This is a genomic window from uncultured Dokdonia sp., from assembly GCF_937910895.1.
In the GTDB taxonomy this organism is placed as follows: Bacteria; Bacteroidota; Bacteroidia; order Flavobacteriales; family Flavobacteriaceae; genus Dokdonia.
Genome location: NZ_CALEMI010000051.1, coordinates 66330 through 82925, shown reverse-complemented (window position 1 = coordinate 82925; position 16596 = coordinate 66330). Strand labels below are relative to the sequence as shown.

Genomic DNA, 16596 nt, shown 5'->3' with positions numbered 1-16596 from the left:
TTTACGGCGTTCTAGCTCTTGTTGGATAGCATCAAAATCTAGTACAAGCCCAGAAGGACACCCATCGATAATTCCTCCTATCGCTTTTCCGTGTGATTCTCCAAAAGTCGTGAGTTTAAAAAGTGTTCCGTAAGTATTTCCTGCCATAAAAAGAATCGTGCGTTTTAACTCTCATCTACAATGAAAGTATCAAAACAAATGTAATTTTTATAAACGACACTTAAAAATAGATCAAAGATTAAATGGTACGCTTTCGCGAAAGCGTATCATAATATGCTATATTTATAAAATGTACGATGACAATACATTAAATTTGATGCTACTCAACACTGTACAATTGTATTTCACTAAATACCTATATGACCGCACCAACACATACAAAAAAATACATTGCTTTTCTAAGAGGAATCAATGTTGGCGGACATCATAAACTCCCCATGGCAGCGCTTAAAACTGTATTTAAAACATTGGGTTACACGGATATTGTTACAGTGTTAAACTCTGGAAATGCTATTTTTAAGGCAACCCCAAAAAAGGTAGAAGATATCGAAAAAGAGATTGAAAAGACCCTAAAGGCTACATTTGGTTTTCCGATCCCCACCTGTGTTAGAGATGTTGCTCAAATACAAGATCTTTATGAAAGTAATCCTTTTGAGGGCATTGAGGTCACAAAAGAAACTCGGCTGTATATTTCATTTTTAAAGGAACAAAGAACTGCTGTATTAGCGCTTCCGTGGATTAGTCTTGACAAGTCTTATCAAATCCTTGAAGCGAGAGACACGAGTATTATAAGTGTATTAGATCTGGCTATCGCACAAACTCCAAAAGCAATGGGTATCCTTGAAGCAACGTATGGAAAAAATATCACAACCCGTAATTGGAAAACTATAGAACGTATTATAAAGAAATTATAACGTAATCATAGAGGTTGTTTAAATTTGATTTTCTTATTCTTCATTAGAAATGATAAGTCGTTATGTATCTCTAAAGTATCTACTGCATCCTCATTTCCGTCAGACTTTAAATCTGTGCTTGTTATCTTTATAAGTCACGCATTGTTTAATCGCTATTGCATAGTAACTATTAACTAGGAGTTGCCATTTGTTGGGTAAATGTGATCACGATAAATTCTGCGGGACGTACAACAGCTACTTTAATTGATACATTCATAAATCCGTTACGAATATCTTCTCCTGTCATTGTTGATCCAAGACCACACTCCACAGAAAAAGCATCTGCGGCACTCGCGCCTTGAAGTCCTCCTTGCTTCCAAACATCATTTAAAAAACTACCTATCATTGCTTTTACTGCTTCCCAAGTATTTTTATCATTAGGCGAAAATTCATAGGCTTGCGCTGCAAGTTTGGAAGACTGTTCTAAAAAAATCATGGTTCTTCTTACTGAGATGTATCGCCAATCTTGACTGTTCCCATCTAATGTTCTGGCACCCCAAATTAAAATACCCAATCCATTAAAAAAGCGAATAGCATTAATAGATTTTCCTGAAACGGCGTCTACGTTAAGATCAGCTTGTTGAGCATCTGATAGCTTAATAGGAAGACTTACCACTCTAGCCATAGAAGTATTTGCAGGAGGTTGCCAAGGTCCAACTTGACGGTCTGTTGTTGTAATCACACCAGCCATACCACCGCTAGCAGGTAACATATTTACAGCTGCTAAAACATGCTTCATAATCGTACTATACGTTGAACTAGCATTTAGTAAAGCATTATTATATTGACCCACCGTAAGCGGATTTGCAGGAGGAGTTTCTATAGCTAAAAGCATGGTTGCTACTGCCTCATTAGGATTAGAAGGTGAATTTAAAAGCGGTGCTAGTTGCTTTACATCACCTCCAAAAAGATTTGTGTAATCTATATCACTTCCCTGCATGATGGTCGTACCTACAAAAGGATAATAAGCAGTTCCGTAATCAAGCCCAGTATTACCAGTGCTATTTCTAAATGTTGTAATATCATCTGTGTAAAAGATAGGATCTGGGTTACGACCACCTATACTATCAAAAATGCTTATTGCTGTTTGCATCTCAGTATTTTGCAGTAGCATCTCTTGCATTAGTGTAGCGTTGTCATCTACAGAGAGTAATGTAGCTTCTGGACAGATATACATGGTAGGTTCCTTTTCGTTTTTTAAAGAAGCAAGTCCTTTTATAAGATCTGTTAATTGCACATTTGTATTTATGATTTGGTCTCCTAGTTTCATAGCACTTCCAGAAGGAGCTCCATAGGTACCTACAGAAACAATATAAGCATCACCTCCTCCATTTTCATAAAATAAACGGATGCTATTGTAGAGGTAATAAACAGTATTTGCATCCGGAACAATCGAATAATAATCACTACCTATCAAGAGATAATCACCTTTTTCTGGTTGACGTTCTTGTTGTATTAAATAGTATTGAGGATCATATTGTTTTACAGGATCTGCCGGCGCAGGTGGGTCTGGATAACAAAATATAGCTTGAAAATCTGCAAATGATGTAATCTTCGTAGGTATACTTATATACGATTTTCCTTCATACGTAGCTTGTGGTGTATACCCTATAAATGCAGGTACTGCAGTCGCAACAGGAACTACTGAATTCCCAAAAGCATTTACTTCATTAATATATACTCCAGGTGTTTTAATCGTTGATAAATTCATAGCTCATTATTGTTACATTAATAATTATTTTAATCATATACAAAAGGTGATGCTACCTGTATAAAATTTCCTTCTGCATAGATTTCTATATGATTATTATTTACTACAGATAGCCTATTTATAATATCTCTAATGTACCAAAATTATGAGGTATCTAATTTAAATAGATACGTAAAAACACCTATTTACTGCGTAACATCTTATGATTAATAACAAAAAGACCGTCTAAATAGTTTTTAGACGGTCTCCTTATATGTTTTAAAGAAAGGTATTCTTAATTCCCTCCTTCCAATGTTTCTACTCTCGCTTTCATAGCATCTGCCTTAGAAGTATCTCCTAGTTGCTGATAGATACCATATAATGTTTTTGCTAACTCTAAAGAACGTGCTACACCTTTTTCTCCTGTTTGGTTTTCCAATGCTTTTTCTAGATAAGGAGCGGCTTGTTTATATATGCCTTGACGTTTTTCTTTAAGCTTGTCATATTTTGCATAATCAGCATTTGAAGTTCCAAGGTTATTCATTTCGTCAACAATAGCTTTTTCTTCACTTAAAATGAGTGCTCCAATGTTATTATAAGCAGCCGCATACTTAGGATTTAAAGAAACTGCTTTTTTGTAATAGTCTATTGCTGCTTGTGTGTTCCCTAGCTTGTCTTCTCCTACGCCTAAGTTGTAATATAATTCAGGGTTATTAGGGTCTTTTGCAATGACTTCTTGCATGATTTCTTTATACTTATCCAGTTGATTCATTTCTAAGTATATATTTGCCTCAGAACGTACTAACATAAGATCATCTGGATTTTCTGCACGAGCATTAGCCATGGCTTCTAGAGCTTTCTCATTATTTCCTTGAGACATATAGATTAAGGCTATATTTTTAGCGATCTCGCCTCGTTTAGATTCACTTTTTTTCTCTGTAGGATTGATATGTGTTTTACCTAATACCAAAAGATCTCTTTCTTGTTTAGAAGGGATTTTTACCTCTTCATTGGTCTCTACTTCTGTTGCATAATATAAAGTCTCTATACCAGAAAATCCAAGATCTGTGAGTTGATTGTAATACTTTAAAGCAGTATCATAATCTTTACCGTTTACAGAATTAGATGCTGCAAAATAGAGATATAAAGTATCTTTTTTACTATAATTATAAGCATCGGCAAGTTTTGTAGACGCACTCGTATAATTTTGAGTATTCTGATCTTTGATAGCAGAGTTGATCATAGCCACCACTACGTTAGAAATACCAGCTTCGGCTTCTGCATTATATTTAGTATCTTTAAGTTTGCTAAATGATTCTGCGGCAACTTTTAAATCTGCTGCATTGGTATTATCAACACCTAAATACGCTTGTGCTTTTGCTAAATAAAAGCTTTCTTTTGTCTTATCGTCCATAGACCCTATTAAAGCTTCTGCTGCTCCAACAAGATTTTTAGCCTCACCATAACTTCCGCTTTTTATTGCTTTCTCGATGGCTTTTACTTCTTTCTTTTGAGCAAAAGCTGATATCCCAAAAGCAAGGGCTACTACAAATAAAAATTTAGTTCTCATTATCTAATGTTTAAAATTAAGGGGTTACAAAATTAATTAAAATTTATTCAACCCCTATTATTTATTCTTCTTCTTCAGAAGTGTCTGTGTTTGGAGTTGAATCTGTTTGTTCTTCAGTTACTGATGTTGTATTATCTAAACCTTCAAGATCATCATCGTCATCATCTATTTCGTCTTCATCGTGTTTTACTTTGGCAACAGCTGCAATAGAATCGTTTCCTTTTAAGTTGATGAGTCTAACACCTTGTGTCGCTCTTCCCATGACTCGTAAATCTGCAACTTCCATACGAATAGCGATCCCTGATTTATTGATAATCATCAAATCGTCGTCGTCTGTTACATTTTTAATGGCAACCAATTCTCCTGTCTTTTCAGTTACAGAAATAGTTTTTACACCTTTTCCTCCACGATTTGTAATACGATAATCTTCAAGACTACTACGCTTACCATATCCCTTTTCTGAAACAACTAAAATATTACTTTCTGCATCATTTACAGAAACCATTCCTACGACTTCGTCATCCTCACTAGCAAGAGTTATGCCACGAACACCCGAAGCACCTCTACCCATAGGCCTCGTCTTACTTTCTTCAAATCTGATTGCTTTACCAGACTTCACCGCAAGCATCACTTGACTTTCTCCATTGGTCAATTTAGCAGATAATAACTCGTCGCCATCTTTAATGGTAATTGCATTGATACCGTTGGTTCTAGGACGAGAATATTGCTCAAGTGATGTTTTCTTCACTTGTCCTTTCTTCGTCGCCATGATAATGAAATTGCTATTTACATACTCCTCATCTTTAAGATCATTTGTAGTTACAAACGCTTTTACTTTATCATCTTGCTCTATATTAATTAGGTTTTGAATGGCTCTCCCTTTAGACGTCTTACTTCCTTCTGGAATCTCAAACACGCGCATCCAGAAACATTTTCCTTTTTGCGTAAAAAACAACATATACTGGTGGTTAGTGCCTACAAAAAGATGTTCTAAAAAGTCTTCATTACGTGTAGTCGAAGCTTTCTGTCCTACGCCTCCTCTATTTTGAGTTTTGTATTCTGTAAGTGATGTACGTTTTATATATCCTGCGTGAGAAATGGTAATGACTACTTTTTCATCAGGAATAAGATCTGTAATACTTACATCTCCTCCTGCGTATTCTATCACAGAACGGCGCTCGTCTCCGTATTTACTTTGAACTTCTAAAAGTTCTTCTTTAATGATGCTCATACGACGTTCCTTACTCGCTAAAATAGCTTTAAGATCTTCTATCGTCTTCATGATTTCTTCAAACTCTGCACGCAACTTATCTTGTTCCAGACCTGTTAACTGGCGAAGTCGCATCTCAACAATCGCTTTTGCTTGTATTTCTGAAAGTTTAAAGCGTTCAATAAGATTTGCTCTTGCCTCATCTGCATTAGAACTTCCTCTTATAATCGCAATCACTTCATCTATATTATCAGATGCGATGATTAACCCTTCAAGGATATGCGCTCTGTCTTCTGCTTTTTTGAGTTCGTATTTTGTTCTACGAACTACCACTTCATGACGATGCTCCACAAAATGATGGATCATGTCTTTAAGGTTAAGCATTTCTGGTCGCCCATTTACAAGTGCAATATTGTTTACACTAAAAGAGGATTGTAATGCTGTGTATTTGTATAAGGTATTTAAAACAATATTAGGAATACTATCTCTTTTTAATACGTATACAATACGCATTCCGTTTCTATCTGACTCGTCGCGTATCGCAGAAATACCATCAATCTTCTTCTCGTTGATCATATCTGCCGTTTTCTTGATCATATCAGCTTTATTCACTTGATACGGAATCTCAGTAACGATAATACACTCACGACCTTTAACTTCTTCTATACTCGCCTTGGCACGCATTACTATACGACCACGTCCTGTCTTAAAAGCTTCACGTACCCCTTCATACCCATAAATAGTACCTCCAGTAGGAAAATCAGGTGCTTTTACATGCGTCATTAACTCATCGATCTCTATATCGTTATTTGCGATATAAGCAACGATTCCGTCTACAACTTCAGAAAGATTGTGTGGTGGCATATTGGTTGCCATACCAACAGCAATACCAGAGGCTCCATTAATAAGTAATCCAGGAACTCTCGTAGGCAACACTTTTGGCTCATATAAAGTATCATCAAAATTAAGTTGATGGTCTACAGTATCTTTTTCAATATCTGCAAGCATATCTTCAGATATTTTGCGCATACGTGCTTCTGTATAACGCATTGCGGCTGGGCTATCGCCATCTACAGATCCAAAGTTTCCTTGTCCATCTATAAGCATATATCGCAAACTCCATTCTTGAGCCATACGAACCATAGCATCATATACAGAGGTATCTCCGTGTGGGTGATACTTTCCAAGTACTTCTCCTACGATTCTTGCAGATTTTTTATGAGCGCCACTTGCACGTATTCCTAATTCATGCATCCCGAATAATACTCTACGGTGTACAGGTTTTAAACCATCACGTACATCTGGCAAAGCACGTGACACTATGACTGACATCGAATAATCGATGTAAGCTGACTTCATTTCATCTTCAATATTAATTGAGATCAATTTTTCTCCTCCTGTCATATATAGTTTTAATTAAATTTTTATGTCAATTATACTAGCTAGCAATATACCCATTTTAAAAGGTTTTTGGAGGTATACGCTTTCGCGAAAGCATATTTTTTATTAACAATATTTAACGACGTATTTTTAATAACTACCATGCAATATACTTGGCAAACTGTCAGTTATTTTGTCTATTAGCTACTAAGTATGGTATGCGGAATGATTTTTGAATGAGAATGCTTAAATTTACAATGAACGTAAGGAGATATAAATTATGGATGATAATTTTTCACCTAGAGTAAAAGACGTAATTGCCTACAGTAAAGAAGAAGCTTTACGACTAGGTCACGACTTTATAGGAACAGAACATTTATTACTTGGACTACTTAGAGATGGTAGTGGTAAGGCTATTAATATATTAAGTGCTTTACTAATAGACTTGGAACACCTGCGACGTAAGGTGGAAATCCTAAGTCCTGCAAATCCTAATAATAGTTTACAAGGCAATGATAAAAAGAATTTACACTTAACAAGACAGGCTGAACGTGCTTTAAAAACCACCTTTTTAGAAGCAAAGCTATTTCAAAGTTCGTCTATTAACACGGCGCATCTGTTATTGTGTATATTACGCAACGAAAACGACCCTACCACAAAGTTATTAAATAGACTTAAGGTAGATTATGATAATGTAAAAGACCAATTTAAAGGTATGATGGCAAACGAAGATGATGATTATATAGAACCTATAAAATCAGAATTCAGTGATGAACAGGAATCTAGTAACGAAGGAGAAAAAGAAAATCCATTTGGAAATGCAGCTTCTTCAAAAGGAACTAAGAAAAGTAAAACTCCAGTTTTAGACAATTTTGGACGAGACCTAACTGCTATGGCAGAAGAAGGAAAACTTGATCCTGTGGTTGGTAGAACAAAAGAAATTGAACGTGTCTCTCAAATTTTAAGTAGACGCAAGAAAAACAATCCATTACTTATTGGAGAACCTGGCGTTGGTAAATCTGCCATTGCCGAAGGACTTGCCTTACGGATTATACAACGTAAAGTGTCTCGTATTCTTTTTGATAAAAGGGTCGTAACACTTGATCTTGCTAGCTTAGTTGCAGGTACAAAATACAGAGGACAGTTTGAAGAGCGTATGAAGGCTGTGATGAACGAACTAGAAAAGAATGATGATATTATTCTTTTTATAGACGAAATTCATACAATAGTAGGTGCCGGTGGTGCAACAGGATCACTAGATGCATCCAATATGTTTAAACCTGCGCTCGCTCGAGGCGAAATACAATGTGTGGGGGCTACAACGCTAGATGAATTTAGACAGCATATTGAGAAAGACGGAGCACTAGAACGTCGTTTTCAAAAGGTAATTGTGGAGCCTACGACAGTAGAAGAAACAATAGAAATTCTTCAAAATATTAAAGACAAATACGAAGAGCATCACAATGTAAGCTACACAGACGAAGCTATTGAAGCATGTGTAAAATTAACCAATCGCTATATGACAGACAGATTCTTGCCAGATAAAGCGATTGATGCTTTGGATGAGGCTGGATCTCGTGTGCATATCACTAATATTGATGTTCCAAAAAAGATTTTAGAATTAGAAAACAAGCTAGAAGAAGTTCGCGAACTGAAGACGACTGTTGTTAAAAAACAGAAGTATGAAGAAGCTGCTAAGTTACGTGATGATGAGAAGAACTTAGAAAAAGAACTTTCTATAGCACAAGAGCGTTGGGAAGAAGATTCAAAACTTCATAAAGAAGAAGTATCTGAAGATAATGTTGCTGATGTAGTAAGTATGATGACAGGCATTCCTGTAAATCGTATTGCACAGACAGAAAGTAATAAACTTGCAGACTTACCTGCAACCATAAAGAGAAATGTAGTAGGACAAGATGAGGCGGTTGCTAAAGTAGCTAAAGCTATACAGCGTAATCGCGCTGGATTAAAAGATCCTAATAAACCTATTGGTTCATTTATTTTCTTAGGACAGACTGGTGTTGGAAAAACACAACTTGCCAAAGTACTTGCCAAAGAATTATTTGATAATCAAGATGCGCTCATACGTATAGATATGAGTGAGTATATGGAAAAATTTGCGATTTCTAGATTAGTAGGAGCACCTCCAGGATACGTAGGATATGAGGAAGGTGGACAACTTACAGAAAAAGTACGTAGAAAACCATATTCTGTAATATTACTAGATGAGATAGAAAAAGCGCATCCAGATGTATTTAATATGCTACTTCAAGTACTGGATGATGGCTTCTTGACAGATTCTATAGGACGAAAAATTGATTTTAGAAATACCATTATCATTATGACATCAAATATTGGTGCTCGTAAATTAAAAGATTTTGGTCAAGGTGTTGGATTTGGAACTGCCACTCGTAAAGATCAGATAGATGATAATGCAAAAAGTGTCATCCAAAATGCGCTTAAAAAATCATTTGCGCCTGAGTTCTTAAACCGTATAGATGATGTCGTCATTTTTAATGCGTTAGAAAGAGAGCATATCCACAAAATCATAGATATAGAACTTGCAAAATTATTTACACGTATCAAAGATCTTGGATATGACCTTAGCTTAACAGATGAAGCAAAAGATTATATAAGTGACAAAGGTTTTGATAAAGAATATGGAGCAAGACCTCTAAAGCGTGCTATTCAAAAATATATTGAAGATGCCCTTGCCGAAGAGATTATTACTTCAAAACTCTCAGAAGGTGATTCTATTGTCATGGACTTAGATAAAGAAAGTAAAGAACTTACGATCAAGATAGAAAAAGCGACGACCACAGAGTCTGAGTAATTACATAAATTGTCAAAATCAAAAAAAGAATAGGTGTCAAAATTTTGACACCTATTCTTTTTTATAGGATATATCATTGGTTTCATTCCTATCCTTTTGAAGACTTTTAGGAAAACGTAAAGTAAGAAATTTTCGAAATGAGTTAGATTTTAATAAAGTAGTTAAGCTATGCTTTATAGCGTATAGCTTTTTGTGTTTTTTTAATAGAATTTAGCACTCATTATGAATAAGTATTGACAAAGCATATCACCACATTTTCTCGTATAAACCATCCAAAAAACTAACAATCATTAGTTTATTTTTTTTATTATATATCTGATTACTAAATGACTGAAAACTTGATTTGATTATTATATAATTTTGTCAGAAATTAGACCTATATTTAAATTATTAATCCCCCTAACGCATACCTATTTTTGAATACAATCGAAACTAATTTTGACTTTGGAAAAGTCAAAATACAAGAACATATTGTGATTGCTGAAATGAAAGAAGGCATCACCTTTGACACCAATTACAACACTGTATTTCTTACATTTTGTAAAAACCATTTTAAAGAAAAAACGTACGGATATATTTCAAATAGAATTCACTCGTACTCTGTAAATCCTACAGTGTATCTAGATACGGCAAAAAACTCCAATATAAGAGCTATTGCTATTGTATCTTCAGATCCAATGAATCAAGGAAATGCACACGTAGAGCGACAATTCTTTGAACACCCTTTTGAAGTATTTAGTACATTAGACCAAGCAATTAAATGGATGAATGAGATCTTATCTAATTAAATAACATCTCAGGATCTATTTGAATTGTATTCATAAACGCTTTTGTTTTATGAATGTCTGTCGAGAAGATTCTGTCTTTGGTGACAAAAGAAACTTCGCTTCTGTATGCCGTAATAATAGACTCTAAAAAAGGAGAGGTTTTTGAAGGTGCTCGAAAATGTAATGCTTGTGAGGCGTTTAGCAGTTCGATGGCTAAAATGGTTTCTAAATTTTCTACCACCTTATGTAATTTTGTTGCTGCATTTGCGCCCATACTCACGTGATCTTCTTGTCCATTGGAGGATACAATAGAATCTACACTTGCAGGAGTGGCTAGTTGTTTGTTTTGACTCACAATACTTGCCGCTGTATATTGAGGAATCATCATACCGCTATGAAGTCCTGGATTATCTACCAAAAATGGAGGAAGATCTCTAAGACCACTAATGAGTTGATACGTTCGGCGTTCACTAATACTCCCTAATTCTGCCACGGCAATGGCTAAAAAATCTAATGCTAATGCCAGTGGTTGTCCGTGAAAATTGCCGCCACTTATAATCTTATCATCTTCCGCAAAAATGTTAGGATTATCCGTCACACTATTCATTTCTGTTTTAAATGTCTTTGATGCAAACACTATAGTATCCTTACTCGCTCCGTGCACTTGAGGAATACATCTAAAAGAATAGGGATCTTGTACGTTTACTTTTTCTGTTTTCGCTATTTCGCTATCTGCTAGAAACTCTTGAATACGCTCTGCAGTTTTGATTTGTCCTCGGTGTGGTCGTACATAATGTACTAAAGGATCAAAAGGTGATAAATTACAATTAAAAGCATCGATAGAGATCGCTCCTATCATATCGGCTAGATAGGATAGTTTATGAGATTTTAAAAGGGCATCTACGCCATAGGCAACCATAAATTGGGTTCCGTTTAGCAAGGCAAGACCTTCTTTAGATTGCAACTTTATTGGGATTAAATGGTGTTTTTCTAATATCGCTTTCGCGAAAGCGGGCTCATTCTCATCCCATACCTGTCCTTCACCTATAAGTGGTAACGACAAATGCGCTAAAGGCGCCAAATCGCCACTAGCCCCCAACGACCCTTGGGTATATATCACAGGAAGAATATCCAAATTATAAAAATCAATGAGACGCTCTACCGTATCAATATGTACCCCACTATGGCCGTAACTTAAGGATTGTACTTTGAGTAAAATCATCAACTTCACAATCGATTTTGGGACATAATCACCCGTACCACAGGCGTGCGATCGCATTAAGTTTTCTTGTAATTCTCTAAGATGTTCATTCTTTATAGCGACATTACACAAACTACCAAAACCTGTATTAATCCCATACAGAGGCGTAGCGTTTCCTTCTATCTTATGGTCTAAATAAGCTCTGGAGGCATTAATATTATGACGACTTTCTTCGCTTAAAGCAAGTAATTTATTTTCTTGTTGGATCGCAGAAATTGTAGCCAGATCTAAGATTGCACTACTGATGTAATGAGTATCTCGCATAAAGTAATTAGATTTTTAAAAGTAATGCAATAACGTAAAAATAAACAGGAATTGCTAGTCTTTAAACAAAGTTCGCATAAACGTAATCAAGTTACTTTCTTATAGGGAGATACAAAAAAGCGATCACCTATTGAGTGATCGCTTTTCAATGCTATAACAACTATGTTTTATTTCTTAATCTCTACTTTTTCTGCATAGCGCTTCCAAAGTCTTGTTTGATGTGTTTCTAGGCTGATGTCTCTCCCTTGAATAAAAGCTCTTGATAATTGATTCCCTCTCATATCAAGGGCATTCCCTTCACTGATAAATAAGGTAGCATCTTTTCCAACTTCTAAGGTTCCTGCTGTTTGATCAATTCCTAAAATCTTTGCAGGATTTTCTGTAATGAGTTTTAACGCATCTGCATCGCTCATTCCAAACTGTGTGACTTGCCCTGCGTAAAAAGGAAGGTTACGCACCTGCCAGTATTCGCCATCGTATCCTAATGCAACGAGGACACCAGCATCTGTCAATAATTTTGGCAACTTATACGGTAAATCGTAGTCATGATCGTCCATGGCTGGTAATTCTTGAACACGTTGTAAGATGACAGGAATATTGTTTGCTTTTAATTCGGCAGCTACTTTATTAGCTTGATAGCCTCCTACAAGAACCACATGTTGAAGATTCATTTCTTTTTTAAAGGCAATAATATCACGGATTTGACGCTCATCATTGGCACTTATAAATACACGCTGACTTCCATCAAAAATGCCTTTCATTGCTGCAAAAGGAAGGTTTACATCGCTATTCCCTTTTGCATACGCTTTTGCATTATTCATAAAGGTTTTTAACTCTGTGATATCTTTTGCGTAGTCTTTATTAGGTTTAAATCCTGGTTCTTCCCCTAACCACCATCTTCCTCTGGTCATACTTGATGGCCAGTTAACGTAGATTCCGTCGTCTGCCTTATAAGCCGCATCTTCCCAATTCCAAGCATCTAGTTGTACCACAGATGATGTTCCTGAGATCGTGCCTCCTAACGGACGTATTTGTGCCGTAAGCACGCCATTAGGTCGCATACTCTCTACGACTTTAGATTCTGCATTATACGCAATGATAGCACGTACATGTGGAATCATACTTCCAATTTCATCATCATCATTAGATGGGCGTACAGCGCCTACTTCTACAAGTCCTAGCGTTGTGTTTGTCGCTATCAATCCAGGATAAATATGTTTTCCTGCTGCATTTATAATTTTTCCACGTTGTGCTATTTTAGTGGTCGTAGCATCTGCACAAACGCTAATCTTTCCATCTTCTATAATCAATACGGCATTATCTATAACCGTTCCATTTCCTATGTGCGCCGTGGCTCCTACAATCGTATAAACTTCTGTTTGAGCGGGTGCGGGCGTCTGTTGTCCTATAACTACCGAAGCGATCAATACGAACGCTGTCGTCATATATTTTGTTAGTGCTTTCATATTAATGTATCGTTTCTGTAGTGTCACAATGTAAACGCTGCTTTTCTTTTTTCTTTGCAGGTTGCGTTTTTAAACCTTTTTTCTTCTCAGCTAGCATCATCGCAACTAGTTTGCTTTTTTCTGCTTGTACCGCATCTCTTAATTGTAAGTCTCTATTGATATCAAAATAAATAGTTCCTTCAATAATGGTTTGCTCGGCTTTTGCCTTAATAGACAATGGATGATCAGACCAAACAACAACATCGCCGTCTTTTCCAACTTTAATACTTCCTGAGCGATCGTCTAAGTGTAATAATTTAGCAGGATTTAAGGTAACCATCTTCCATGCTTCTTCTTCAGACACATCGCCATACTTTACAATTTTAGCAGCTTCTTGATTTAAACGTCTAGACATTTCTCCATCATCACTATTAATAGCAACAACAACACCTGCATTGTGCATAATGGCTGCATTGTAAGGAATCGCATCATTTACTTCATACTTATACGCCCACCAATCTGAGAACGTTGATCCTCCTACGCCGTGTGCTGCCATCTTATCGGCTACTTTGTATCCTTCTAGAATATGAGTAAAGGTGTTGATTCTAAAGTCAAAACTTTCTGCTACTTTCATTAGCATATTGATCTCACTTTGTACATAGGAGTGACATGAGATATAACGTTCTTCATTGAGAATATCAACAATCGTTTCCATCTCTTCATCCATACGGTAAGGCTTACCGCTTTTCTTTAGTGCTTCGTATTCTTTGGCTCTTGTAAAGTAGTCAACAAATACTTGCTCTACACCCATACGTGTTTGAGGAAAACGACTAAAGCTTTGCCAGTTAGACTGCTTGACATTCTCACCGAGAGCGAACTTAATAAACTTCTTATCTTCCAGAAGCATCTCGTCTATAGAAGCTCCCCATTTCAATTTCATCACTGCAGACTGCCCTCCTATTGGATTTGCAGATCCGTGTAATAATTGAATCGCAGTCACACCTCCAGCCAGGTTTCTGTAAATATCACTATCATCAGGATTAATCACGTCAGACATACGTACCTCAGAGGTAGAGTTATGTCCAGCTTCATTAATATCGAAAGCGGCAATATGTGAATGCTCATCTATAATACCTGAAGTGACGTGCTTTCCTGTACCATCTATCACTTTAGCTCTACCCGCAGAAAGGTTTTTACCTACCTTACTAATTTTTCCGTCCTTTATTAAGACGTCGGTGTTTTCTAAAATTCCATCGGCTTCATTGGTCCATACGGTCGCATTTCTGATTAAGATATCTTGTTGACTCGGTTGTTGTTCAAAACCAAAAGCAATATTAGGATAGGTCATTGGCATGATGACAGGCGCTGTATCGTCTTCTTTATCATCGTCCTTTTTGTCTTTATCATCTTTTTTATCAGATGTCACGGCTACTTTGTTCGCCGAAAAAGAGCGTTCATCTCCATTAGGAAGCACTGCCTTTCCAAAAAATAGATCATTAATTACTTGTCCTACTAATCGTACAAATGTATTATCTCCCTTAGGAAACGTAACTTGTACCCAGCCGTCTGCGTATTTAAATTCGTTTTTAACTTCATCTTCACCTGTTTTCAAGGTAGCGCTTGGTTTTTTGGTAGAGTTTTTCACTTCTAATGTATATGAAGTACCTCCGATATTCATGGCATAAGAGCCATCTATATCTACGGTATTCATATCTTCTACCACTGTTTTATTTCCTTGTACCCAATGCTCATAGAGCGTGGTTTCATCTTCAAAAATCTCTCCAGAGGTAATCATAAAGTTAGCCCATGCACCGCCTTTTAGGCTTCCTATCTCATTACTTTTTCCTAATAATTGTGCAGGCACTGTAGTTAAGGCTGCTAATGCTTTTTCTTTTGAAAGTCCATGTTTAATGGCTTTCATAAGTTGTCCTTTAAATTCTTTTGGAGATTTGAGCTTAAACGTAGTTAACGCAAAAGGAATTCCATTAGATTCAAAAAGCTTAGGATTGGTTGGTGCTTGATTCCAATGACGCATATCTCCTAAATCTATATAGGTAGCAGCGTACGGATTTTCTACATCATACGCATCTGGAAAATCTAAAGGTAAGATAAACGTTCGATTCAGATTTTTAATATCCTGAATACGCTTGTACTCATCTCCAGCGCCAATGATCATATAATTGAGTCCAAACTGATCTCCTATGCGGTCAATACGCATCGCATCATATACATCTCCTCCCTCAAAGAATTGAGGTAGGTTTTTATTTCGCGTAAGCGCCTCCAAAGAAAGATCCTTGGTACTTACATTTCCTTTTTCATACCAATCTAAATCATGGTGCACTTGACGTAACAAAGCCATCGCTCCCATTTTTGATGTTGGATATGATTGTCCAGAAGTATTACTTTTATCAAAAGAAAAATACTGAGCTAGGTTGTCATCTAGGACTCTATTTGCTGTATTTCCATCTGAGTTTAGTGCAATTAATGCGCCTGTACCTCTTGCGATACCATCGTGTTGGTGTGTCGCTACCACAGCAAAACCAGCTTCGACAAAAGCTTTGGCATCTTTGGCATTATACTTAAATTCGTCTATTCCTTGGATATCAGGACGTATGTGGTCATTCCAATAATAGCCATCACGCGTATTATCATATTGAGAACCCCGACGACCACCGCCTTCACGTTTTGGTTTTTCGATCCCAAAACCAGTGTACATATCTATAAAAGAAGGATAAATGTGCTTTCCAGAGAGATCAATGGTAATAGCGTTACTTGGAATCGCAACCGATTTTCCCACACGCACTACTTTTCCATCCTGAACCACGAGGGTTCCGTTTTTGATGGTTTCTGTGGGTGATGTGTGAATGGTCGCATTGGTAAAGACTGTGTAATTCTCATTCTTAGATTTTACACCGTCATTTGCAGGGAAATAGTCTTGGCCGTACATAACAAACGAACAAAAAACCAATCCTGCGATAAGGATTTTTTTTAAAAACATAGTATTTAGTGATTATTTAGCATTTAAAGATACGCCCATCACTAGTGGTAAACGCTGTTAATTAAGAGTATTTTAACATCAAATAAATGACAATGGGGTAATGATGTAATGTGATAATGAATTAATGGTTTAATGATATAATGAGTTAATGAGATGATGGGTTCATGGAATATTGAGCTATATACTTAATGAACTAAAACGGTTAACACTAATGAGGGGTATAAA

The 16596-nt window shown here is 36.4% G+C and carries 10 protein-coding genes; 3 read left to right on the top strand and 7 right to left on the bottom strand.

What is annotated here, in order from left to right:
* Positions 1 to 147, bottom strand: a 147-nt coding sequence (locus Q0505_RS06470) for a chorismate synthase (RefSeq protein WP_299210365.1), incomplete at its 3' end; no start/stop codon positions are given.
* Positions 148 to 359: 212 nt separating this feature from the next.
* Between Q0505_RS06470 and Q0505_RS06465 the strand changes: the two genes are divergently transcribed.
* Positions 360 to 914, top strand: coding sequence for a DUF1697 domain-containing protein (locus Q0505_RS06465; RefSeq protein WP_299210356.1), 555 nt, complete (start codon positions 360 to 362; stop codon positions 912 to 914).
* Positions 915 to 1083: 169 nt separating this feature from the next.
* Here the strand turns inward: Q0505_RS06465 and Q0505_RS06460 are convergent, their stop codons facing one another.
* The 3 genes from Q0505_RS06460 to gyrA all read right to left on the bottom strand — a co-directional run bounded on the left by Q0505_RS06460 (position 1084) and on the right by gyrA (position 6827).
* Positions 1084 to 2664, bottom strand: a complete 1581-nt coding sequence (locus tag Q0505_RS06460; RefSeq protein WP_299210354.1) for a phage tail sheath C-terminal domain-containing protein — start codon at positions 2662 to 2664, stop codon at positions 1084 to 1086.
* 274 nt (positions 2665 to 2938) lie between these two features.
* Entirely contained in the window at positions 2939 to 4213 is a 1275-nt protein-coding gene (locus tag Q0505_RS06455) for a tetratricopeptide repeat protein (protein ID WP_299210352.1), read from the bottom strand.
* Positions 4214 to 4274: 61 nt separating this feature from the next.
* Positions 4275 to 6827, bottom strand: a complete 2553-nt coding sequence (gene gyrA, locus Q0505_RS06450) for a DNA gyrase subunit A (RefSeq protein WP_299210350.1) — start codon at positions 6825 to 6827, stop codon at positions 4275 to 4277.
* A gap of 256 nt (positions 6828 to 7083) precedes the next feature.
* On the opposite strand from gyrA, the gene Q0505_RS06445 reads away from it, so the two are divergent.
* The gene (locus Q0505_RS06445; RefSeq protein ID WP_299210348.1) at positions 7084 to 9636 is read left to right on the top strand and encodes an ATP-dependent Clp protease ATP-binding subunit; all 2553 of its coding nucleotides are present in this window, start codon (positions 7084 to 7086) and stop codon (positions 9634 to 9636) included.
* A gap of 416 nt (positions 9637 to 10052) precedes the next feature.
* A complete protein-coding gene (locus Q0505_RS06440; RefSeq protein WP_299210346.1) occupies positions 10053 to 10424 on the top strand; it encodes a hypothetical protein in 372 nt (123 codons plus the stop codon).
* Here Q0505_RS06440 and hutH read toward each other — a convergent pair.
* The 3 genes from hutH to Q0505_RS06425 form a co-directional block, all read right to left on the bottom strand.
* Positions 10417 to 11928 carry a histidine ammonia-lyase gene (gene hutH, locus Q0505_RS06435; protein ID WP_299210344.1) on the bottom strand — a complete coding sequence of 504 codons (1512 nt, stop codon included), beginning with the start codon at positions 11926 to 11928 and terminating at the stop codon, positions 10417 to 10419. The genes Q0505_RS06440 and hutH overlap by 8 nt on opposite strands.
* A gap of 167 nt (positions 11929 to 12095) precedes the next feature.
* On the bottom strand, positions 12096 to 13394 hold the full coding sequence (locus tag Q0505_RS06430) for an amidohydrolase family protein (RefSeq protein ID WP_299210342.1): 1299 nt from the start codon (positions 13392 to 13394) through the stop codon (positions 12096 to 12098).
* A gap of 1 nt (position 13395) precedes the next feature.
* Entirely contained in the window at positions 13396 to 16371 is a 2976-nt protein-coding gene (locus tag Q0505_RS06425) for an amidohydrolase family protein (protein WP_299210340.1), read from the bottom strand.
* Positions 16372 to 16596: the final 225 nt, after the last annotated feature.

Excerpts from the sequence above, each read along its gene's own strand:
- Q0505_RS06465 (WP_299210356.1), top strand. The coding sequence starts at position 360 with ATGACCGCACCAACACATACAAAAAAATACATTGCTTTTCTAAGAGGA.
- Q0505_RS06460 (WP_299210354.1), bottom strand. The coding sequence starts at position 2,664 with ATGAATTTATCAACGATTAAAACACCTGGAGTATATATTAATGAAGTA.
- Q0505_RS06455 (WP_299210352.1), bottom strand. The coding sequence starts at position 4,213 with ATGAGAACTAAATTTTTATTTGTAGTAGCCCTTGCTTTTGGGATATCA.
- gyrA (WP_299210350.1), bottom strand. The coding sequence starts at position 6,827 with ATGACAGGAGGAGAAAAATTGATCTCAATTAATATTGAAGATGAAATG.
- Q0505_RS06445 (WP_299210348.1), top strand. The coding sequence starts at position 7,084 with ATGGATGATAATTTTTCACCTAGAGTAAAAGACGTAATTGCCTACAGT.
- hutH (WP_299210344.1), bottom strand. The coding sequence starts at position 11,928 with ATGCGAGATACTCATTACATCAGTAGTGCAATCTTAGATCTGGCTACA.
- Q0505_RS06430 (WP_299210342.1), bottom strand. The coding sequence starts at position 13,394 with ATGAAAGCACTAACAAAATATATGACGACAGCGTTCGTATTGATCGCT.
- Q0505_RS06425 (WP_299210340.1), bottom strand. The coding sequence starts at position 16,371 with ATGTTTTTAAAAAAAATCCTTATCGCAGGATTGGTTTTTTGTTCGTTT.